This is a genomic window from Acanthopleuribacter pedis (assembly GCF_017377855.1).
GTDB lineage: Bacteria > Acidobacteriota > Holophagae > Acanthopleuribacterales > Acanthopleuribacteraceae > Acanthopleuribacter > Acanthopleuribacter pedis.
The window spans coordinates 166,195-189,192 of the sequence record NZ_JAFREP010000019.1 but is presented as its reverse complement, the minus strand read 5'-3'; the positions used below and the strand labels follow the sequence as shown (position 1 = coordinate 189,192).

Here is a 22,998-nt window from a genome sequence, read left to right as displayed (position 1 = left end):
CATCACGTGCAGTCGATCAATCTCTGTCATAATGAACTGCTTGCAATCACATATCTTGGTGTCGACTTTTTTGTCGCGTCGGCTGGAAAAAGAACCTTTTAAGAGGGGTGCGGTTCATGCGTTTTAAGGATAGGGTCCAAGGTGTTTTGACGGTGTTGTTGCTGATCGGGTTTGGCGCGTCGGTGTTTGCGGAGCAAGGCCCGGAACAAGGCGATGGCTATTTCGCCCTGGAGCAACAGGTTTTCAACGTTGGTGAAACCATTCGTTTGCAAGCCGAACAAGATCCTGATCAAGAAGCCAACGATTACCGCTGGGTGATTAGTGACGGCCGTGAACTGGCCGGCGCGGAACAGGAAATTACCTTCACCGCCGCCGGTGTGTACCAAATCAGTTTGGTTACGGTTGACGCGGACGGCGACACCGCCCCCGATCCCTACACCCATTTGGTGTTGGTCAACGAGGGTGACGACACCCCCAACGGCGAACCCTTGCCGAATCTCGAGGACCCCCAAATGGGGATGGTTTTTGCCGTCAATGAGCCGGTCGCCTACGCCGGTTATGGGTTTGATTACGACGACGAGGACGCGGTCTCCGTCTACTGGGATTTTGACGACGGCACCGTGGCCGAGGGTGAAGAAGGCACCAAATGTTTTTCCTATCCCGGCACCTACCTGGTGCGTTTATTCGTGCGGGACAGCAAAGGTTTTACCAATCCCGTTGCAGAAGAAACAGCGATTTATATCTATGAAGAAACGCCGCCCGTTGACGGGGTGATCATTGAGCCGGCGGTCCCGGATGAAGAGCAAGCAGAGTTGGGTGGGGTGATTATTCGACCCGGCCAACCGATGCTGTTCCGCGGCGGCCCGGTCGAAGGCGCGCCGGCCGGCAATTACACCGGGCGCTGGGTGTTTGAGCGTGAGGATAGCAGTCAGGTGCTGGTTTTGGACGGTTTAGAAGTTGAAGCGACCTTTACCCAGGAAGAAGAACTGACCGCCCTTTTTTACCTGATTGATCCCGACGACGAAGACCGATCCGATCCCATTCCCGATTACCGTAACCTGCTGGTGATTACCAATGTTCCGCCGGATGTGGACATCCTCGAGCCGGGTTTTGATGTGCAAATCGAGGTGGGTGACGCGGTGCCCTTCGCCGCCGAGATTGAAGAATTTGAAGGTGAGGCGGCCACCGTTTCCTGGGTGTTCTCCGACGGCCGCCAATTCAACGGCGAACGCCTGGACGAGATTCCCTTCCCGGAAACCGGTTTGTTTTGGGTCGATGCGGTTGCTACCGACAGCAGCGGTGCTGTAGGGCGCGCCACCCGCATTTACATCAATGTGTTCCCCGAAAACTTTGAGGAAAGTCAGGCGCCCCGGTTCACCACGTACAGCCCCGATGAGTTGCAAATGTTGGGGCCGGAACGATTTAACTTCTTTTTCTCCGCCACCGCCGTCGACGCGAGCGGCGCCCCGGCAACCGCCTATCTGTGGGACTTTGACAACGGGACCACCTCCGAAAAACAAACCCCCGGCAACGTGGCCTACGACCGCTCCGGCGAGTATTTCCCGCGCGTGTTCGCGCGCGGTGCCAACGGTGTTTGGACGCTTTACCCACAGGAATGGCGGGTGGTGGTGTTTGACCAGTCCAATATTCCACCCATCACCGAGATTACCCAACCCCCGTTGCGCGCCGGCAATTTTACCGACTTCTTCTCCGCGCGCACGCTGCTGCATGACGTCGCGCAACCGCTGGTTCTTGAAGGGACCGCGAGTGATCTGGACGGTGACCTACCGCTCCAGGTTGGCTGGTTCTTGGAACTGGAAGACTACGGCGACGACGAAGATGAGGCGCCGTTTAGTACCGCGCTCAAGCCGGAACCCTTTACCTTTCCCGGTGTGGGTTTGTACCAGTTGGAATTGGAGGCGTGCGACAGTCGTCAGGCCTGCGAGGGGATCGATGATTTCCGCATTATTCAGGTCTACGATGCGCGTTTGAAACCCGAGGTTGAAATCGTCGAACCCGACGGTACCTACACCGTGGCGCCCGGCGATCCCGTTTATTTCGAGGCTGTTGGTTATGATCCCAACGATTTGGAGATGACCTTCATCTGGGATTTCGGACCCCATGCGTCGCCGAGAACCTGGGAAGGTCGTGAGGCCGGGCCGATCATTTTTGACAGCGGCGGTCAAAGCAGCTTAGACGTGTCGGTGCAGGTCTCGGTAAAAACCCAGGTTAACGAAGGGGAAACCCCGGCGGTGCGCGCGCTGCGGATCGCGGATTTGGGTGACAGCGATTTCGAACCCAACAACTCTTTTACCGAGGCCAAACCGCTGACGCGCGGGGTTTACGATCAGTTGATCATCAGCGACGAAGACCCGCTCGATTATTTCTTGTTTAACGTCGACCGCGACGGCCGCGACATACGTCTCGAGCTTGACAGTCCCGAGGCCTTTTTGGTGGCCGTTTACAGCGTGGTAAACGGTCAACCCGGCGCCGAACCCATTGACGCCTTCACCGTGCAAAACGATACCATCCTCATCGAGGATGTCGCCCAAGGCGATTACCTGCTGGTGTTTTCCTTGCTGCCCGCCAAAAACGGCAAAAAACGCAACCTCAGTTACGGGTTCGCCGTGACCACGCTGCAGCCGCAACTGTTTCTGCCGTTTATGGTTGAGGACGGCAGCCTGTCCAGCAACATCGGTTTGGTGAATGTGCATAACCAAGCGGTTGAGGTGACCATCGTTGGTTTGGACGCCCAGGGCAAAACCATCGAGCAGCGTACCTTGGGGTTGCAGCCGAAACAACGTCTTTACCAACCGGCGCTCACCTTTTTTGGTTCCGAGAACAATGTGAAAAAAGCCGTTCGCATCAAATGGGTCAAGGTGCTGTCGACGCGGCGCTTGGTGGGTTTTGTGAACGCCGAAACCCGTGATCGCAGCCAGTTGATGAGCGTGGGCGCCTCCAAATCGCTTCAATCCGAGGTAATCGTGCCCCACATCGCGGCCCGTACCGAGCAATGGTACACCCGGGCGATTGTGATTAACGGCGGCGAGCAAAACCAATCCCTCGATTTCAGCGTGGCCGACCAAAACACCGAAATCGGCACCAACGCGGTTTCGGCGCAGACCGATTTCCGTTTCCGCGAAAAGTTCGCGACCCTGCCGGAGTGGGGCCGTTTCAAGGACCGCGACGGGCGTCCCAGTATCAGCGGGATCGAGGTCTTTGGTCGCGTGGACGGCGCCAAACAGATGGCCGGTTTGGAGATGGTGCTGCCCCGTGCCGCCAACCCCAATTTCCTCAGCAACGCCAACACCATTTATTTCACCCACGTGGCCGCCGATACCGTGAACTTCTGGACCGGGATCGCGCTGATCAACGCCGAGCCGGTGACCGCCGGCTACAACCTGTTTGGCTACAACCAAAACGGTCAGGTCGTGGCATCGCTGCTGGGGCAACAATTGGCGCCCAACGGCAAGTTGCTCAATACCGTGGAGGGTTTGTTTGGGGCCGACCACGGGATTGCCTGGATCAAGGTGGAGGCCGACAGCTCGATCTCCGGGTTTGAATTGTTTGGCGATCCCGGCGGCAAACGATTGGCAGGTTTTCCCGCCGTGGAAAACCTGACCGACCACCTGTGTTTCCCGCATCTCGACATTGTGGCCGGCAAGCGCTGGACCGGGATTTCCTTGTTGAACGTGGGCGAGCAGGTGACCAACGTGACCTTAACCGCCTATTCCGGCGGCGGCACCAAACTCGCCGAAACCACGCGTGAATTGGCGCCGCTTTCGAAGTTGGTGGCTTTGCCCGAAACCTTGTTCACCGGCGGCTTACCCGCCAACGCCGCCTACCTGGAAGTGCAGGCCGACCGAAAAACCATTAACGGGTTTCAGTTGTTCGGCACACTGGGTGCCAACGGTTTGGGCGAGCAATTCGCCGGCCTGCCCGCGCAAACCCAGTAACCATGCAAAAAGAAGGGCGGTGCACGAAACACCGCCCTCCGATAGATGCCCTTGGGAATGACGCCTTTGGATCGGGTTAGTTTTGGTAGTGGACGTTTAGGGTTACGCCGCTGAATGCTCGGTAACCGCGCAGGCTGATGAACCAGGTATCGGTTTGCGGGTTGGGTACCGCCACCGATTCCTGGTTGCCGCTGACCCAGGGACGGTAATCCCAATCGTTTTCGCTGGGTTGGGCACCGCGTTTGACGTACAGGTCCGCGTCACCGCTGCCGCCTTCGATGCTGATGTCCAGGCGACTTGCGCCGGCCGGCACTTGGATTTGGAAATGCCGCCACGCGCCTTGGTCCGCCGCCAGGTCCGTCTCGGTAAACCCGACGCGGTCATCGCTTTGGTAGCTTGCCGTGAGTTGCAGGTTACTGAAGCTGTTGTAGGCGCGAATGCCAATGTAGGTGTCGCCCGCCGCCGGGGAAGCGACCGTACAGCTTTCGTTGTTGCCGGAGCGGTAGGGGCGGCAGTCCCAATCGTCTTGGGTGGGTTGTTGGGCGTGGCGAATGTAAAGGTCCGCGTCGCCGCTGCCGCCGCTGATCGCCAGGGTCAGGTTGGCCGCATTGTCGGGAACCGCGATGCGGTAGTAAATCCATTGACCCTGTTGGGCTTGCAGCCCCGAAACCGTTTCCCCGTCGCCAATGGTGGGCACCTCGTTACCCGCTTCAACCGTAACCGAGATCGCGGCCGAGCCTGACGCGCCCGCGCTGTCGTTCACCGAGGCCGTTACGGTGTGGGTACCGACCGAAAGCGTGCTGATGCTGAAGGCGGCGCCGTTACCCAGTGCCCCGTCCAGTGAAGAAGTCCAGCTCAGGTTGGCGGCAAGATCGCCGTCCTCTGCATCCGTCGCGGTTCCGCTGAAGGTGATGGTTGTACCCGCGGTGAAAACCGCCCCGTCGCCCGGTGCCGTCACCGCCACCTCGGGTTCCTGGTTGGGGGTGGCTTCCGTTCCAAAATGCGCCGCCCAACCATGGCCGGTCGTGTTGTCGTCAGAAATGAAACGGAAGGTGAGCGCGCCGCTCGGGTTGCCGGCCGTGACCTTGCCGGGCGAGGTCGTGTTGCAGAAGACACCCAAGGACGGGGCATTGGTGTCGGTGCCGTCGTAGATTTCCAACATGTCGTACAGGCAGGTGCGATCCGTTGGTTCCATGCTGAAGGCGCCGAAGGTGAAGGTGAGCGGATTCCCGCTGGGCGGGACAAAAGTCATCACCGTGTCGGCGTCGTTGCTGTAGGCGCCGTAGCGACCCGCGTCCGTGAAGATGCCCGATTCGGCTTGGACCGTGCCGCTTTGCATCGGGTACAGCGTCGTGTCGGCCGCGTCGACCTGCGCCACCAAGGAACTCCAACCGGGCGCGGTGGTGTTGTCGTCCGTGACGAAGCGGAAGGTCAAGGCGCCGGTTGGGTTGGTCGCCGCCACCACGCCGGGCGAGTTGGTGTTGCAGAAGGTCCCAACTTGGGGCGCCGCGGTGGTTTCCCCGTCAAACACCGTCACCACATCGTAAGCGCAGTCGGCATCGTCGTGTTCCATCAGGAAGGCGGCAAAGGTAACCCGGAGTTTGCGATCCGAGTCTTGGGGGCGCAGGGTCAGCGTTTGATCGGTGTTGTCACTGTAGTTCGCGAACTTGCCGCCGTCCATAAAGACCGCGCCGGAAGTCGTTTGCGTACCTTGGCGCATCAAAATCTCGTCATCGGCCTCGGTGATTTGGCTCAGGTACGCGCGCCAACCGGGACCGGTGCGGTTATCGTCCGAGACGAAGCGGAAGGTGAGCGCACCTTGTGGGTTGGTCGCGGTGATAATGCCCGGTGAACCCGTGCTGCAGAACGAACCGATCAGCGGCGCGCCCGTGTTGGTTCCGTCGTAGATTTGCAGGTAATCGAATTCGCAGTTCTCGTCGACATCTTCCATCTTAAAGCTGGTAAAAGTCACGCGCAGCTTGCTGTCCGGCTGTGCCGGGGTTAGGGTCATGGTTTGATCGTATTCAACCCCGTAGTTGCCGTTCAGGCCGGGATCGACGAAATCACCGCCCGCCACTTGGAAGCTGCCGTTTTGCATGATCGTGGTCGCCGCATCGGCGTAATCCAGACCCGCGCTCCAGCCGTAGTTGTTGTCGTCGCCGTCCGCGACAAAGCGGAAGGTGAGCGCGCCTTGGGCGTTGCTTGCCGTGACCACGCCGGGCGATTGGGTGCCGGTGTAGTTGCCCAACAAAGGTGCCGCGCTGGAGGTGCCGTCGTAAATGCGCAGGGAATCACCCGCGCCCAGGCGGAATTCGGCGAAGGAAACGCGCAACATCCGTCCCGCCTCGGCGGGCAGGGCGGTTAACGTCTGGTCCACATTCTGATCGTAATAGCGGGTCGGCTGCGAATCGGTAAAGGTGCCCGGACCCACCACGGCCGTGCCGGGGTGCATGACCAAATCATGGGCGACCTCAATGTACCGGCGGCGATGGGTTTGGTGCGAGCCCGCGGCGGTGGTTACCGACAAAATCACATCAAAGCGGCCCGCTTGGTCATAAACAACCGCGGGTGGGTTTTGTCCCTGGTAGGACGACGGTGATCCGCCCGGAAACGACCAGCTCCAGTTCGTAATCGCCTGGTGATCCGCCGCCGAGGTATCGTAAAATTGAACCGCTTCGCCGGGTGTGATGCGTTTGGCCGAGGTCGCGAAAGAAGCGCGCGCGGGACCGTTCGCCAGCCCGGTATCGATTAAGTTGTCCTGCGACCACAAATGGTTCCGCAAGGCCACATCGCTGTTCAGCGCGGCATGCATGCGGGTCACCTGGCCTTGCGTGAAGGCAATCGGGCAGGTGGCGTAATCCATAAAGTTCTGAATCATGTCCTGGCTGCCGCAGGTGCGGCGGTTGGTGTTGCACCCTGAGGCGCCGCTGCAATTGGGTGTGTCGGCAACGTCGTCGTCCTCATCACAGGCCTCGGCTGATCCGTGGGCGCCCGGTCCCCAGGTGTGGCGCAGGTTCAAGGAGTGCCCGATTTCGTGAGTGAGGATCGAATGGTAACCCGGCGTGGTCGCGCCCAATGCCCAGGTAGAAATCACAATGCCGTCCAAATCCTCAATGCCGCTGCCCTCGGCCACTTGCGCGGGCAGGTACGCCCAGGCCGAGCCGTTGCCGCCGTCCGAACTCTGCACCACCCAAATGTTGAGGTACTTATCACGGGGCCAAACGTGGACCCGCTTCAATTCGGGAAAGTCCCACAGGCCGTTGTAGGTATGGATGGTGACGTCGCGGGTGATCCCGCTGGTGGGGTTGCCGTCGGGGTCCCGTTGCGCCAACACAAATTCGATTTGAGGATCGGCAACCAGGCCCGCGAAGGCCGGTTCGATGTCGTCGAAGGCGCCGTTGAGGGCGTTGAACTCGCGGTTAACGATGTCCATCGCCTCGTGGATCTTGGCGTCGTCCACGAAACCGTCGTTACCGCTGTCGCTTTGCCAGGTCATCACGTGGAAAACCACCGGAATCGTGTAGATGGGGCCGCGTTTGGAAGGTGGGGGCAGGGTGTTGAATTCCGCCAGTTTTTGGTTTTGTCGGGCCTCGGCGTCGCGGGCTATTTTTTCGAGTGCCGGTTGCTGTTGGTAGCGAAGTTGGAGGTGTTTGCCTAAATCGGGGCCAACCCGACAGGGACCGGGTTGGTGTTGTGCTGCAAGCGGTAAAGCCAGCAATAAGAGATGGAAACAGAAAACGGGGAAACGCATGTTCTCTCCTTAATGGATGTCAAACCTATGTGTTATTTAAGTAATAGATATGTAAAGTGTGATTAATATATCAGAGAGAAGGAGATAAGTTCACTCTTTTTCCGAACAATCTGCACATCGTCGAAATTCCCCGGGTCTTTCGTTGATAGCCTGCATTTCTCACAAGGATTCGTCGCGAGAAGCTGAAAGCCTGGTGAGTGCGAAGATTAGGACCAAGCGCAAACGGAGCGGGGCCGACCTATCGCGAGGCCGACCTATCGCGGGGCCGACCTATCGCGGGGCCGACCCTTCGGCGTAGCAGCGCTACGTCGCGTATTGCTCGACTGAGTAAAGCGGGAGGCCGCCCCGCGGAAGGCCGCCCCGCGGAAGGCCGCCCCGCGGAAGGCCGCCCCGCGGAAGGCCGCCCCCTCGTAATCGCATGGGTTGCCGCGTAGCAGAAGTCCTTGTGAGAAATGCGGGTTAAGATCATGGTCTCGGGGGATGAACAGGCGCCACCGCCGGCGTGGCATGTTGTTCGCGTTGCCATGTGCCTGGGACAACCCACGCAACCCCCAAAGGAGGGAACATGCATCAAAGCAAACTATCCACCATTGTGATTGACTGCCCGCCCGAACAATGGGACGCGGCCTTGGCTTTTTGGCAGGCTTTGTTCGGCAATGTAATTGCCGACGACGCCGACACCGAGCATCGGTATGTTTCGTTAAAAATCCCCGTCGACCATGTCGAACTCCTGCTGCAACGGACGGACGACGCGCCGGGTGTTCACCTCGATGTGGAAACCGACAACGTCGAAGCGGAAGTCGAACGTGTCCAACAAATCGGCGCTGTCAAGGTACGTGGCGTCAAAGATTGGCAGGTGATGGAGGCACCCGGCGGTCATCGCTTCTGCATTGTGCCCAAGCACACCAAAACCTTTCCGGCGGGTGCCAATCAGTGGCCCGCCCGAGAAGAAACATAAAGGAAGGCGGGGCGTTTGGCCCCGCTTCCGTTTTGGTGTGGCTTCATTGAGGTATTGATTAATGGCGGTCCCAGTATTCGTGGTGGGCCGCGTCACGCACGTCCCATTCTTTGTGGGTGAACTTTTCGTCGTCGACGTCGAGCAACAGCCAGGTGAGGAACTTGGCAACGTGGGCCGGGGTTTGGAGGTTGCCGTCGTCTTTTAGATCGAGAAAACGCTGGAGGTCTGGAAAGATTTCCGGGGAGGCCGTGCGCACTTCCGCCTGCATCGGGGTGTCGACAACCCCGGGCCGCGCGCTGCCGATCATCAATTCGCGATCCGCCAACTCTTCCTTGAGGACCTGGTAAATCATGTGGAGGGCGGCTTTGCTCGTGCAGTAGGCGCCCCAGCCGCGATAGGCGTTGTGGGCCGCGCCCGACGAAATGTTTAATATTCGGCCGCCGCGTACCATGTGGGGCACTACCAACTGGGTCAAAAACAGGGGGGCGTGGACGTTAATCGCCATGTGCTCGATCCAAGCTTGGTGGTCGATTTCCAGAAGCGGGGCGACCGGTTGCAAGGTGGCGGCGTTGTGGACCACCAAGCCAAAGCCGTTTTTGGCCGCTTCCGCCGCGATGACCGCGCGTCGGCCTTCTTCCGTGGCAAGATCGGCGACCAAAATGTGGATGAGGTCGGGAAAAGCGTCGCGGGTCTCTTGGAGCAAATGCTCGCGGCGGCCCACGCCGAGGACATTGATGCCGAGATTGGCCAAGGCGAAACTCAGGGCGCGGCCGATACCGGTTCCGGCGCCGGTAACCAAAGCCGTTGCTTGAAGACGGCCCTCACGGTTGGTGTTCATGAACATTCCTCTTTTCCGCCTGCATCGTTTCGCGTCACATCAACCCTGGTGGGACGTGCGGGCGGCATTCCATTCAATTCGATTTTATGTAAAAAGGTGGTCGCTATTCGACCGGCAAGTCCCGTAGTTTATCATGCAGTGGGTGCTTCCTTCGCGTGCTTTCCGTTAAAGCGAGGCGGGGTGGGCCAATCGCGCCATGAGCAGGACATCGTGGAACGCACCGTCCCAAAAAAGCGCTTGGCGTTTGACGCCCTCCTGCACAAACCCCAGTTTCCGGTAGAGGGCAACAGCGCGGGTGTTGAACGAAAATACCTCCAAATCAATGCGGTGCAGGCCTTCGTGATCGAACGCGTGTTGTATCAGTAGTCGGGACGCCTCGGTTCCGTAGCCCTTCCCGAAAAGGCTTTTGCCGTAAAGCGCGATGCGTAAGTGCGCGTTGCGGTTGGTTCGATCAATGTCCAACAGCGAAATTTCACCTACGACGCGGTTTGGCTGCCTTTTGTCTACGATGGCGAGGTCCAGCCGGTTGGGGTCGGCGCCGATGTTTGCACAATAGGTTTCGATCTGTTCCGGGGAAAAGTGGGCATGGGTGCCGGTCAAGCGGCGCACCTCCGGGTCCGCCAATGATGCGGCCATGGCGGGCGCGTCTGCCGTGGTGATCGGTCGTAACAGCAAGCGGGTGTTTTCTAGCATGACTGATTGCCCCGAACGGAAAAAGTGACCGAACCGCGTGGGAGCGGCTCGGTCACAAAAGAAGGATAGGTAAAAGGGGTTAGGGGAGGATGCGCCGCATGTCGCGGTGGTTGTTGGTGCGTTTGATTTTTTGGATCCAGGCGCCGGGGAAATCGGTTTCGTGTTCCTTGATGCTGTCCAAATCACTTTTGGTGACGCGCAGGGTGACCAACTTGCGCGAGGCTTGCGGCCGGTAGTGCAATCCCGCGAAATACCAGGCCGGCTCGCGTTCTTCCACGATCACCGTGAGTTGTTCGCTGTCTTTTAGCGCGGGCAGGCGTTGGCCGATTTTGGGGATGTTGTTGCGGATGAAGGTGACCAGTTCTTCGAAGGCGGCTTCCTTTTCCAGCTCATCTTGCTGTAAGGTTTCGCGCCATTGACGCTTGCGGCGGTTGAGTTCCTCGCGGTTGGCGGTGATGCTTTGGGTTCGCGCCGCCACCGGGACCGTTTGTTCACGGACCGTGGTGGGTTTGGAACGCTTTTTATAGCGAACTGGGACAAACAGCATCACCCCTTGTTCGTCGAGGTAGTAACCACGCACCGGATCGCTGCTAAACACGCCGAAAGCACGGTTCTGCTTGTTGACCTCGGCTTTGATAAAACCTTCTACCTCGGCGATTTGTTCCCAAATCGTCAGGTGGCTGGGTACCTGGTGGGTCGGTGGCATCCAGAAAAAGGTAATCAATGAAAAAAGCAACGACATCATTATCTTCCTTGGTTGGCGGCGGTGCGAACTTCTTGAAGCATTTCCTCGCGAAGGTCGACCATGTTCTCGGAGTTTTGCAGTTCAATGCCTTTGATTTGGGCATTAAGGGCGGTGGAAAACTCGCGCAGGTTTTGATCGCGTTCTTGAAAAACCGCTTCGAAACGCGAATCCATTTGGTTTTGAGTGAGCTTGGTGTTGAGTTCAATGGCTTCCAAGAGCCGTTGTTCCAGATCGGCGATGCGTGCATCGTGGTTGGCGGCGGTGGTTTGGGTGCCGAGCAAGGAGAACTGAACGCTAAAGCCGTCTTGGTCGGATTGGAACCCAAAACCGAGTAAAGAGAGCACCAACATGGCGGCGAGGGGTAGGACCACCGCGCGTTTCAGCCAGGTGCGTCTGCGGAAAGCCGCGTGGGAAATCATCGGGCGCGGCATTTCCGGGATGATGGGTTCGGCCGCCTCGGCCACGCTGAGGCCGTCGGCAATTAAGCGGTAGCGCTCATTGCAGGGCGGGCATTCGGCGAGGTGTTGGTCCAGCGCCGCGTCACGTGGTTCATTCATCAAAATATCAATCAATTGTTCTTCCGAAAGGTGTTTCATGTTCGTCCCCCTTCAATGACTTGTTTGCGGCGCATGACGCTGCCTAAATTACTTAATGCTTTGTACAATCTGCTTTTCACCGTGCTTACCGGCTCGTCGAGAATCTCGGAAATCTGATCAAAAGTCAGGTCTTGGTAGACCTTCATCACCACAATCGATTGTTGATTCGGTGGTAGGTCGGCCACCGCGCGACGGACCCACGCTTGTTCCAGTTGGGCAAGGTGGCTGTCTTCGATGTTGGCCTCGTCGCGCTCGTCGGCGACGTCGTAGCCGTATTCTTGGATTTGGTTGAGGGATTGTTCCTTGCGGACCTTGAGGCGTCGTTTATGGTCGATGCAATCGTTGATGGCGATGCGGTAGATCCAGCTTGAAAACTTCGATTCCCCTTTGAAATTCACCAAGTTCCGAAAAATTTTGAAGAAGATATCCTGAACGAGGTCCAAGGCGGTATCGGTGTCGCGCACATAGCGGTAGACGAGGCCGGTAATCTTGGACTCATAACGTTTGACCAAGACATCAAAGGCGGCCCCTTCGCCTTTTTGGGCGCGTCGCACAAGTTCGATATCGTCTACAAGGTGTTCCATGGGTTCGTTTCCCCTTTCTGCACATACGACGGATGGTCTTTGGATCCAGTCTAAATTTTTTTTCAGGAAATCGGGATGGGGATGTGGGGAAGGGGTTGGTGCCCTTGTCTGCTGGGCGTGGTTTTCGTGTTTTACTCAGGATATAAGGATAAGTTAGTGGATGGCGGATTCTGTCAGGAACCCTCTGTTTCCATTTCCCGACGCGGATGAAGCCGTCACTTCGGAACGGCACCGGCGCCGTGTTCCAGCGAAAAGGAACATCGGCGTGACGGCACCATCCGTGTCGGGTAGGGGTTAAAAAGGGGCGTTCGCACCATCCGCATCCTCAAAACCACCTGCCATCCTTGTAAAAAAAGGAACCAAGAACCTCGCCGAACCGATCCAAAGACCCATGAATTGGCCCCATTCAACAGCTACGAAAAGATCCGTTGTTGGACGGGAAAATCCCCAATCCATCCTCGGCGGAAATTTATTTCGTCCTACCCAGGGAAAGAACCGCGATCCTCGCGAAAACTGGGTTAAAATAACCGGCAACCAAAAAGTGTTACAACCTGGAGCATCACCAAACCGACGTTAAAGCAACGCCGCGGCGCCGACGGTTTTCTGCTGATCCCGGTATTTGGAAGCGTTGCCGTTGAAAATTGCTCTGTCATGGTTCCACCATCTGTTTTGTTTGCTGATCGTTGTGTCGCCCCTTGCGGCACTTGATCCCGATTTGTCCCTTGATCAGTACCGCATGCGCGAGTGGGGCGGCAACGCCGGTTTACCCCAGCGTACCGTGACCGACGCCATGTTGGACCAAGACGGTTTTCTCTGGGTCGCCACCCAAAATGGTTTGGCGCGATTTGACGGCCACGAGTTTGTGAACTTCTACCAGCGCGACGGAATCGTTCGCGATGTCTTTACCGACGGCTACATGGTGTGCCTGTTCCAAGATCGTGAAGGCGTGATTTGGATCGGCACGCGCAGCAGTGGTTTGGTTCGTTATCAGAACGGCCGATTTCAACGTTTTGACCAGCGCCACGGCTTGCCGACCAACTTCGTCACCAGCTTGGCCGAGGATGCGCGGGGGACCTTGTGGGTCGGGACCAGCGGTGGTTTGGTTCTGTGGCGCAATGGCAAACCAACGCCCGGACCCGGTGCGTTCGCATCGCGCCCCGTGTACAAACTTTTCTATGACGCCCAAAACCGTATGTGGATTGCAGGCCAAAACGGGCTGGCGCTTTACGATCACCAACGGGTGGTGGAACAGGTGGGGGGTGGTGTCTTTCAAGATGCCGCCGTGCATGCTGTATACCAAACCCGCGGCGGTGACATGTGGGTTGCCACCGTTGCCGGCGGTGTTTGGGTTGGGCGTGAGGAAACCGGGAGCGGTGCCGGCCGCGTGGGTTTGGCTTTTGAAGCGCTTCCCGGCGCGCCGGACGGCCTGGAGGTGATGACGCTGCAGGAGGACCGCGAGGGGAATCTGTGGCTGGGGACGGCAACGTCTGGGCTCATGCGTTACCGAGACGGCCGCTTAACCGCCCACCGTGGTGAAAAGGCGCTGCGCAACCTCCGCATTCACACCATTTTGGAAGACAACGAGGGCAGCCTGTGGGTCGGCACCCGCAACGGCTTCTTTCAATATTACGCCGGGCGCTATTTCAGCATCGGCAGAGCCCAAGGTCTGCGTGAAGAATTGATCTGGAGCGTGTGCCAAGCCGAGGACGGCACCCTGTGGCTGGGAACCGAAGGCGGTGGGCTGATTCGTTGGTCGGACCATGTGGCGCGCCATTATACCCGCCTTGAGGGTATGCCCGCCAATGAGGTGTTGTCCGTGTGGGCCGCCCGCGACGGGACCGTGTGGGCCGGGACGCGCAAGGGGTTGGCCCGCTTGCAGGACGAACAGATTACCGTCTTCCTGCGTCGCGACGGCCTGGTCGGTGATTACATTCGCGCCTTACAGGAAGACCGCGAAGGGCGCATTTGGATCGGCACCAAGTCAGGTGTCAGCATCTTCCAAAACGGTGGTTTTACCGACCTTACCGAAAAAGAAGGCCTGGCTTTTAACACGGTGCGCGTTTTTTATGAGGACCGTGACGGCGCCATGTGGATCGGTACCGATGCCGGACTGAGTCGCTACCAAAACGGGCGTTTGCAAAATTACACAACCGAGCAGGGTCTTATCAGCAATTCGGTGCGTGCCTTGCACCAGGATCGCGGCGGTTCCTTGTGGGTCGGTACCTACGGCGGCTTGAGCCGCTTTCGCCACGGCCGCTTTGATGCGGTAACCCATCATCACGGCTTATTTCAAGACATCATCTTTAAGCTGTTGGAAGATAACGATGAAAACCTGTGGATGACGTCCCACGACGGCTTTTTTCGGGTGCCCTTGTCCGAACTGCACGCCATTGCCGACGGATCCATTGAGCGTTTGACGAGCCATATCGGCGCCAGTGCCCGAGACCGCGATATCATCGAGTGCAACGGTGGTTCCCATCCCAGCGGGTGGCGTGACAGCACCGGCTTGCTGCTCCTTCCGTCCATGAGTGGTTTGTTGATTCTTGACCCCGCGTACAAAGGCACCCTTAACTGGCGCCCCCCCACCTTCATTACCGAGGTTCGCGTCGATGGGGTTCGCCGGCCGGTGGATCAGCCGCTGGTACAACCGTCCGAACCCTTCCGGCTTGAGGTTCACTTCACCGGCATCTCCTACCGTGAACCCAAAAACGTGCGCTACCGGGTCAAGCTCCAGGGTTATGACGCGGAATGGGAAGAAGTTGGCGGGCGTCGTTTTCAGCTTTACCGCGACTTACCGCCCGGCGACTACCGCTTTCGCGTTCAGGCCGCCGTTGAAGAGGGGCTTTGGCGGGAAAGTACCGAGACCTATGCCGTTACCGTGACCCCTGCTTGGTTTGAACGCACCGGGTTTTGGGTGAGCACCCTTTTGCTTTTGGGTCTGTTGGCGGTTTCCGGCTACCGCTACCGCATGTTCAGCCTGGAGCAACAGGGCAGGGAACTCCAGGCATTGGTGCGGGCACGTACCGCCGCGCTGGAAAAAGCCAACCACGAATTAAAGGCCACCCAAGATCATTTGGTGAAGGCCGCGCACTTGGCGGGGATGGCCGAAATCTCGGCGGATGTCATTCACAATTTGGGGAACGGCTTGAACGGGGTGAATGTCGGTGGTGCGCTGATCAAGGAGCATTGCGAAAAACTGCCGATCACCAAATTGCAGCGCGTGGTGGCCTTGTTTGAAGCCAACCAGGAACAATTGGCGGTGTTCCTCCAGGAAGATCCGCAAGGCCGCAAGCTGATTCCTTACCTTAAAAAGAGCGTGGCGGTGTTGATCTGCCGCCGCGATAAGTTGGAACGGGAGGTGGACGACCTCGTCGACAAAACCCGCGCCATGAACAAAATCATTTTTGCCCAACAGGCGCTCACGGAAAACCGTGATCAGCTTGAGGATGTGGGTATCCACGAAATGGTGGAACAGGTCTTGATCCTCCAAGAAGATTCCCTGCGGGAGAACCACATTCATTTGGTCACCGACTTCGAGGATCGTTCCACCGTGCGGGTCCACAAAACCAAGTTTTTGCGCGCCTTGGGGAATTTGATCAAAAATGCCTGGGAGTCGACCATCATGCGCAATGCCGCTGAAAAAGAGGTGCGTATCCACACCTTCCAAACCGATCCCGCCTGGGTCCGTTTGGAAATCAGCGACAACGGAACCGGTATCCCGCCCGAGGACATTACCCGCGTTTTCCACCAGGGATACTCCACCAAACCCCACGGCCACGGTTTTAGCCTGCATTATTGCGGCAACGTCATTTCGGAGATGAAAGGACGCATCACCGTGCAGAGCCGAGGCGAAGGCAAAGGCGCCACTTTTCGCGTGGATTTGCCCGTCGTCGGCTGAGCCCCGTCATTTGGCGAGCCTTCCTGGTGATAATCGGCAAAGGTCCCGTTTGTGGTCGGCCGATGCTGGGCTAGAATAAGCGCACTGAAACAAGTGAAAGAGGGATCATGATGGATCAGGTTGACCTGAGAGGGGATGCGGAGGAAGCCGCGGCGGGGATTATTGAACAGGTTCGTTTGGGCGATTTTACCCCGGCGGAGGGGTTGCGCAAAATCTTGGCCTTGGCGGAAAAGCACGAGCTTGATCTGGCCGACGACCTCGATCTGCAGGGGACGGGTGTGATGAACACCCAAGATCTGCCGCCCATCGATAAAGAATCATTTTTAGCCAACCTCGAAGCGGAAACGGCCGCCCCGCCGGCGACCCAAAACCATGATCTGGACGTATCGCTCGACCAACCCAACCAGGCCGGCCCAATGGAAGAGGCGGCTTCACTCCTGGATAACGACCCGCTTGCCGGCGCGGGTCTTTTGGCGGGACAACCCCTGCCGTTGCGGGCCGACGCGGTACTCGGCCAGTTGAACTGGTACCTGCGCGATATTTTGTTTTTGCAATTTCGCCGCATCGATTTATTTCATCGCGAGGGTGAAACCTACGCTTGGGATACCTTGGCCGAGCAGGTCGGCTTATCCGGCCATCGCCGCGAGTTGTTTGACGCCGTGATTGGTTTCTTGGTGAAACACGAAATGCTTTCGGTGAGCGAAGGGTCGGAGGGCAAACCGCTTTCCGTTCGTGCGCGTACCGATTCTGAATCGGTGCGCAAGCGTTTGGCGAATCTCAACCTCTACCACCGCAAACTGCTCAACGATTATCCCGAAACCGCCCCTTTGTTTCGCGTGATGCGGGCCTGCATCGAAGGGTTTGGCGACATGCTCCAAAAACCCTCGGACCACGCTCGCGACGAGCCGGTCTCCCCACGCGAGGCCACCCTGCGCATGTTCGCATTGCGCGAGGTGGGCGAGTAGCCGGGGGCTGTTCCGAATAGCCTGTTAGTGGTTCAAAATTAAAGCGAAGCGCGGACCGCGCGCCAGCCTTCTTGGTCGACGCGGTCGATCATGGTGTCCACCTTGGCCGCCAGCGCTTGTTTGTAGGTTGCCATTTTGACGCGCAACTCGGGATCGGCCGTGCCCAGGATTTGTACCGCCAGCAGCGCCGCGTTGCGCGCGTTGTCCATCGCCACCGTGGCGACCGGAACGCCCGCCGGCATTTGCAGGATCGATAGGATCGAGTCCCAGCCGTCGATGGAAATCGACGCTTTTACCGGTACCCCAATCACCGGCAGCGGTGTCAAAGAAGCCACCATGCCCGGCAAATGGGCTGCACCGCCCGCACCCGCGATCACCACGTCCAAACCGCGTTCCGCCGCGGAACCCGCGTATTCGAACAAACGTTGCGGGGTGCGGTGGGCGCTGACGATGGTGAGTTCGTGGGGGACGTCAAAGTGTTCGAGGATTTCGGCCGCGTCGCCCATCACGCGTAAATCGGATTGGCTGCCCATGATGATGCCGACCTTGGCCGCTTTTTTGGTAACCTGCTCGCTCATATTCCATGACCTCTTTACAGAATGAGTATCGGGTGTTTGCCGCGTTTATTGTCCGTTGACGGTTAGCATGTTGCGCACCCGTTCCGCCCGTGCCAATGCCTCGTCCAAGGTGGCGCCGATGAGGGTGATGTGCCCCATCTTGCGGAACGGTCGCGTTTCGGTTTTGCCGTAAATGTGGGGGTACACGCCCTCTTCCTTCATGATGTCCACCAAGCCGCGGTAGATCGGTGCGCCCGTGTCCGGGCCGCCCAGAATGTTGAGCATCACGGCCGGGAACAAGGCGCGTGGCGAACCCAGCGGTAAATCGAGAATGCCGCGCAGGTGTTGCTCGTGCTGCGAGGTGAAGTGGCTTTCAATCGTGTGGTGGCCGCTGTTGTGGGGTCGCGGCGCAATTTCATTGACGTAAATTTTGTTGCCGGGCGTGACGAACATTTCCACCGCGGTGATCCCCGCCAAATCAAATTTTTCGGCCACCTGTTCGGCGATTTCTTTGGCGCGGGCCGCCAGTTCCGGCGCCAGCGAGGAGGGGCTGTGCAGGTGTTGCACCAGGTTCGCGGTGGGGTGAAACACCATTTCAACCGCGGGAAAGGCTTGGGTTTCGCCGGACGGATTGCGCGCGATCAAAATGCTGATCTCCCGTTTGGCGCCCACGTAATCTTCAATTAAACCCGGCACATCGGGAACCGCATCCACATCTTCTTGATTGCGCAGAATGGCAACACCGCGACCGTCGTAGCCGCCCGTGGCCGCTTTCCACACAACCGGCAGCGGTCCCAGTTTTTCCAGCATTTCGGCTTTGGTCTCAAACGTGAAAAACGGGAGCGTGGGGATGCCGTGCCGTTGGTAAAACGCTTTTTGATGGGCCTTGTTGCCGACCGTGGCGAAGATCTCGGGGGAGGGGCGCACCGGAATGCCTTCTTTTTCCAATTGGCGCAAGGCGTCGATGTTGATGTGCTCGATTTCGCAGGTCACCAAGTTAACCGAGCGCCCAAAATCCAGTACCGTTTGGTAATCCATCAGCTTGCCCTGCACAAAGCGGTTGGTGCGGCCGACGGAAGGCGCCTCGGCCGAGGGATCCAACACCGCGGTATGAATGTCGAGTCGCGCGGTTTCGTCCAGCAGCATTTTGCCGAGCTGGCCGCCGCCGAGGATTCCGAGGGTAAAAGAGGAAGACCAATATTGGGTCATGAAAAGCCATCCTAGCGTCTTAAATCGAACGGGGCGCGACCGGCGCGCACACAAAAAATGCATTATACCCGAACCGGCGCTTTGGAAACGCTTTTCCAAACCGCGATCAACGCTTCCGGCTCAGCGCCGCAATTGACCTTGGCCGTCGAGCAATCGCGGGGCCTGAATCGCGAACCACAACACCCCGACCGTGCACAAAACCAGCGCGGTGGTGAAGTTGGTTTGGTAACCCCACAGATCGGCGACGCGGCCCGCGCCGGCTTTGGCGAAACCGGTCGCGATCACCACCGCCGAGGCTTGCAAGGTGTAGTCGCTGGAAGCCGTTTCTTTTTGGCAAACGTCCATCATCACCGTGAACAGCGCCGTGGTCACCATGCCGGATGTACCGTGTTCAATCGCCACCAGCCAAGGTGTGGTTTCCGCGGGTAACCAACCGCCGGCCATGCCCAGATACAGGGCGACCCCGCCGATTTGGGCGACACCGAGCAGCACCACCGCGCGAATGCGGCCCAGCCACAACACGGCGAACCCGCCCACCAGCGAACCGATCAGGCCGCCCGTGAAGCCATAACCCCCGAGGACCACCGCGATCTCGTCGATCGCCAAACCCTGATCTTTAAAGTAAGGGGAAAGCATGGCGGTAGACATCGCTTCGCCCACCTTAAAAAACGCGATCATCGCCAGCCAGACCGGGAAACCGGGTTGACGCCAGAGGTGGGTGAAGATCACCCAGAAGTGACGGGTATCCACCTTGGGATCCGGCGGTGGTTCGCGCCAGGACACCAGCGGCAGGGTCCAGAGGGTGAGGACCGCGGCCATAAAGAAAAAGGAGCCGGACCAGCCGAAAAAGGAAAATTGGGCGAGCAGGAACGCGCCGCCGACGATCATCCCCAATCGGTAACCGGCCACCTGGATCCCGTTACCGATGCCGCGTTCGTCGGTGTTGAGCAGGTTCACCGCGATGCCGTCGGTGGCGATGTCCTGGGTGGCGGCGAGAAAGTTAAGTGCCGCAAATAAAAAGAACAGAATGCGGTAATCGCCATCGCCGTCGAGGTTGCCGAACAGACCGAGGGTGCACAGCAGGAGGACCGACAGTGTTTGCGTGGCGAACAGCCAGGTTTTGCGGCGGCCGATGCGGGTTGAACCGTATTCGTCGACCAGGGGCGCCCATAAGAATTTGCCCGCCCAGGGCAGCAACAATAAGTAGGCCAACCCGATTTGGGTCAGCGTGGCATTGTTCTCGCGCATGATCACGGGCAGTGACTGGGTGAAAAACCCGTAGGGCAAGCCTTGGCAGGCGTAAAGGCAGGTGAGCAAAAAGAACTTTCGCGCTTGGTTCACGGGTTGTGGGTCCTCAGAAAAAGGCAATAAATCGATTGCGCAAGGCCGGTTGTTGGAGGCACTCGAAAGTGTGCATCTTGACACAGTTTGTGTTAAGGAATGGTGAGTTTGACGAGCCAAGCTTTCCTGCTCAAGCCTTTGCAATTAAGCAGATTCTTGACCGATTGTTTTGCTAAAGCCGGCCGAAGCGCCTTTTTGTGTTTATGATCAAGCGCCTATCCGTATAGCCAGGAGATGAATGTGGGTAAAAACCGTAAATCGACCAAAAAAGCTCAGCGCAAGAACAGGAACAGTAAAAAACAAAATGCGCCTAATCGCATGTCCGTCCCGGCGGCAGATTTACCAGAAGCGAATGATGCCGTCACGCTTAAGGCGGCCCAGAATGCCTTGGTTCGTTACGATGATCGGGACACGGAAGAAGCGACCTGCCAAAATTCGACGGATGATCCCATGGAAACCGCGCGGCAGGCGCTTAACGCGGCGATTGACCAAGACGAAGCGGAACCTGGCAAACACATCGACGCGCTGCTTAGCGCTTATCAAAGCTATGTCGTCACCTATGCTGAAGAAGGCTTTTTGGGTAAAGCATTGCGCGCGCACGGTGAAGCCCTCGACCTTTTGCGCGAACTGTACCAAAAAAATCCCGAGTTTTACGGCCCCAAACTCGTGGAGGCGCTGCTGTTGGCTCGGGCATTGTGGTTTGATCCGGCGAATGATTCGTACGCGACTGATTTTCTCGTGGAAGCGGAGATGGTTAGCCTGGCCTTGGTCGAATCGGCACGGTGCGATCTCCTCCCGCAACGCAAGGCTTATCTCACCGACGTCGTCGAGGGTTACCAAATTATGGACAAGCCCATGGCGATGGCGGCGTTCCAAAAGCGCGCGCTTGCAACCCTAAAACGCGCCACCGAATCCTTGCCCGAATACCAATATCTGGTCTGTGGTTGGTTGTTGGCTATGGCCGACAGTTATGAACTCTTCTTGGAAGACGCGCTTGAATTTGAAGACGCCCTCGATCCGTTCGGCATGGATGAGGAAGAAGAAGCCGAACGGCATGCCGCGCTGAAGGAACTGGAAGCCGCGGATCCGCTTAAAGAAGCCTACGCGATGAAACTTGACCCGGCGGTGGTTGGTGAAGGTCACTGTGACGCCTTGCTTGGGCAGGCCGCGGTTCGGTTAGGGGCCAAGCTATTGAAGGCGGATCACAAGACGGGTGCCGCGTTGATTGAAGAGGGGATGGCGCGCCTAAACCGTATCCCCGAGGAGGAACCGTCGCGGTTGCCGGCCTTGCTGGTTGGGCTGAGATTATCCGCCTATTCCCAGGCGCAACAAAAGCAACCGGGTGCTGCTGTCTCAGCTTTTGAGCGGTTGATTACCCTGCTCTTGGACAAAGCAGAATATGAATCGGGCCCCGCTCGCGAACAAATCGAACAAGCGCTTCACGAAGAATTCGACCTGTTCCTTATTTACTTAAAAGCGGCTAATAAAGATCCCGAGGACAACGAAGTTTATCAGCGGGCCATGGATCAGGTCGGTCCGCATCTCACCGAGTTTCCGGGTTATGACGATTTGGGTCTCGACGAGGAAGATTTCGATGAGGACGATTTCTGGTAAATTGGGCGGGGCTTTCCTGGCATCTTTGTTTGATTTGCATTAGGATGGGCGCACACCCCGAACCATCAGGAGAAGCGAATGGGAAAAGATCGCAAATCCGCCAAAAAGCGCCTTGCTAAAAAAAAGGCCGCGCCCAAACCCAAGCGCACCGCGCTGGATAAAGCGCGGTCCGCCATGAACAAACTGCGCCGTCTTGAGACCGCCGAGCCCGGTCAACACCGCCTGGCCTTGCTCGAGTCGCGCGTTGCCTACAGCAATGCGCTTATCGACGCGGGCATTGAACATGAAGGGATGAGCGAACTTCAGGCCTTGATTCAGGACTACCGCCCATTGGCCGAGGAACAGCCGCAACCCCATCGCGAGCTGTTGGTGGGTTTTCTCAACAAGCTTCACCATTACCATTTGCGGTATTCCGGTTGGCAGGGGAGCGAGGTTTTTCAAGAGCAAGCCTACGCGCTTTTGTACACCATGCTTGAAGAAGATCCCGTTCGTTCCTTTCCGTTGTTCCGCGAGGTGCAACTCGAGCTTGGCATGACGTGGCTCGGCGAGGAGTTGGAACCCGAATGGGCGGCGCTCAAACAAAAGAACGCGGCGCTTCTGGCTCCTTTGGCCAAGCAGTTTCCCGAAATCGCGGAAGGCCGGGTCATGCTGCTTTTCGATGAAACCGAGGCCTGGGAATTCGCCCATTATTGGGAAGGGATCCGCGATGTCTTGTTGGAAACCCTTGCCTTTTTGGAAAGCGACACGGATATCGAGCCCGGCCGGCGGGCCGTGCTGACCGGCTCGGCCTATCGGCGGCTCGCCGAATGTTTGCACAGTCTGGAAGACGAGGGCGCCTTTGACACCGCCAAAAAAGCCGTTGCCCTGTTGCGGGAGGTCGACGCCAAGATCGCCGGCCGTGAGGAAGAACTGGCCCAGGCGTTGGCCGTTCACGACCGCATGGTTCGCGAACAAGCCGCCGCGCCCAAAGCCGCCGCCTTCGGTAAACAACTCGAACGGTACATGGACAAAATTGAGGGCCAACCCCTGACCGATGATTTTCACCTGGTCAACCAAATGAACACCTACGCCGCCATGCTCGAAGAGGCCGGCGAAATTCCCGATATGGACGGTACCTACCAACGGGCGAGCCTCATGGTGACCGGCGCCATGGGGCATTTTAAGCGGATGGACGGCACGCCGATGAATATGATGCAACTCTTAGCAGGCGGCAGAAAGGCGTGACGCCGAACGCGGCAATCAGGCCGTATTTGGGGTTGTTCCGAGGGTAAGAAATGATGGGTTCTCGCCTGA

15 protein-coding genes are annotated in these 22,998 nt (G+C 58.0%); 6 read left to right on the top strand and 9 right to left on the bottom strand.

What is annotated here, in order from left to right; translation table 11 throughout:
• Positions 1 to 116: 116 nt before the first annotated feature.
• Entirely contained in the window at positions 117 to 3,956 is a 3,840-nt protein-coding gene (locus J3U88_RS20160) for a PKD domain-containing protein (protein WP_207860753.1), read from the top strand.
• A gap of 76 nt (positions 3,957 to 4,032) precedes the next feature.
• Here J3U88_RS20160 and J3U88_RS20155 read toward each other — a convergent pair whose 3' ends face one another.
• Entirely contained in the window at positions 4,033 to 7,707 is a 3,675-nt protein-coding gene (locus J3U88_RS20155; RefSeq protein WP_207860752.1) for a CUB domain-containing protein, read from the bottom strand.
• 565 nt (positions 7,708 to 8,272) lie between these two features.
• Here J3U88_RS20155 and J3U88_RS20150 point away from each other — a divergent pair.
• A complete protein-coding gene (locus J3U88_RS20150; protein ID WP_207860751.1) occupies positions 8,273 to 8,665 on the top strand; it encodes a VOC family protein in 393 nt (130 codons plus the stop codon).
• A gap of 58 nt (positions 8,666 to 8,723) precedes the next feature.
• On the opposite strand, the gene J3U88_RS20145 is transcribed toward J3U88_RS20150, so the two are convergent.
• From J3U88_RS20145 to J3U88_RS20125, 5 genes are all read right to left on the bottom strand, one after another.
• Positions 8,724 to 9,503 carry an SDR family NAD(P)-dependent oxidoreductase gene (locus tag J3U88_RS20145; protein ID WP_207860750.1) on the bottom strand — a complete coding sequence of 260 codons (780 nt, stop codon included), beginning with the start codon at positions 9,501 to 9,503 and terminating at the stop codon, positions 8,724 to 8,726.
• 165 nt (positions 9,504 to 9,668) lie between these two features.
• Entirely contained in the window at positions 9,669 to 10,196 is a 528-nt protein-coding gene (locus J3U88_RS20140) for a GNAT family N-acetyltransferase (protein ID WP_207860749.1), read from the bottom strand.
• 79 nt (positions 10,197 to 10,275) lie between these two features.
• Positions 10,276 to 10,938 (bottom strand): hypothetical protein, encoded by a 663-nt coding sequence (locus J3U88_RS20135; protein WP_207860748.1) that lies wholly within the window; start codon positions 10,936 to 10,938, stop codon positions 10,276 to 10,278.
• Positions 10,939 to 10,940: 2 nt separating this feature from the next.
• A complete protein-coding gene (locus tag J3U88_RS20130) occupies positions 10,941 to 11,537 on the bottom strand; it encodes a hypothetical protein (protein WP_207860747.1) in 597 nt (198 codons plus the stop codon).
• Positions 11,534 to 12,121, bottom strand: a complete 588-nt coding sequence (locus J3U88_RS20125) for an RNA polymerase sigma factor (protein ID WP_207860746.1) — start codon at positions 12,119 to 12,121, stop codon at positions 11,534 to 11,536. Before J3U88_RS20125 ends, J3U88_RS20130 begins: the two co-directional genes overlap by 4 nt.
• 634 nt (positions 12,122 to 12,755) lie before the next feature.
• Between J3U88_RS20125 and J3U88_RS20120 the strand changes: the two genes are divergently transcribed.
• Together J3U88_RS20120 and J3U88_RS20115 are read left to right on the top strand one after the other, a co-directional pair.
• Positions 12,756 to 16,019 carry a sensor histidine kinase gene (locus J3U88_RS20120; RefSeq protein WP_207860745.1) on the top strand — a complete coding sequence of 1,088 codons (3,264 nt, stop codon included), beginning with the start codon at positions 12,756 to 12,758 and terminating at the stop codon, positions 16,017 to 16,019.
• Positions 16,020 to 16,126: 107 nt separating this feature from the next.
• On the top strand, positions 16,127 to 16,984 hold the full coding sequence (locus J3U88_RS20115; RefSeq protein WP_207860744.1) for a hypothetical protein: 858 nt from the start codon (positions 16,127 to 16,129) through the stop codon (positions 16,982 to 16,984).
• A gap of 38 nt (positions 16,985 to 17,022) precedes the next feature.
• Here the strand turns inward: J3U88_RS20115 and purE are convergent, their stop codons facing one another.
• From purE to J3U88_RS20100, 3 genes are all read right to left on the bottom strand, one after another.
• Positions 17,023 to 17,562 carry a 5-(carboxyamino)imidazole ribonucleotide mutase gene (gene purE, locus J3U88_RS20110; protein ID WP_207860743.1) on the bottom strand — a complete coding sequence of 180 codons (540 nt, stop codon included), beginning with the start codon at positions 17,560 to 17,562 and terminating at the stop codon, positions 17,023 to 17,025.
• Positions 17,563 to 17,607: 45 nt separating this feature from the next.
• Complete coding sequence (locus J3U88_RS20105) at positions 17,608 to 18,750, bottom strand: 5-(carboxyamino)imidazole ribonucleotide synthase (RefSeq protein WP_207860742.1); 1,143 nt, start codon at positions 18,748 to 18,750, stop codon at positions 17,608 to 17,610.
• 120 nt (positions 18,751 to 18,870) lie between these two features.
• Positions 18,871 to 20,091, bottom strand: coding sequence for an MFS transporter (locus J3U88_RS20100; RefSeq protein ID WP_207860741.1), 1,221 nt, complete (start codon positions 20,089 to 20,091; stop codon positions 18,871 to 18,873).
• Between the two features lie 240 nt (positions 20,092 to 20,331).
• Here J3U88_RS20100 and J3U88_RS20095 point away from each other — a divergent pair, with 240 nt between their 5' ends.
• Both J3U88_RS20095 and J3U88_RS20090 read left to right on the top strand, forming a co-directional pair.
• On the top strand, positions 20,332 to 21,705 hold the full coding sequence (locus tag J3U88_RS20095; protein WP_207860740.1) for a hypothetical protein: 1,374 nt from the start codon (positions 20,332 to 20,334) through the stop codon (positions 21,703 to 21,705).
• 78 nt (positions 21,706 to 21,783) lie between these two features.
• Positions 21,784 to 22,929 (top strand): hypothetical protein, encoded by a 1,146-nt coding sequence (locus J3U88_RS20090; RefSeq protein WP_207860739.1) that lies wholly within the window; start codon positions 21,784 to 21,786, stop codon positions 22,927 to 22,929.
• Positions 22,930 to 22,998: the final 69 nt, after the last annotated feature.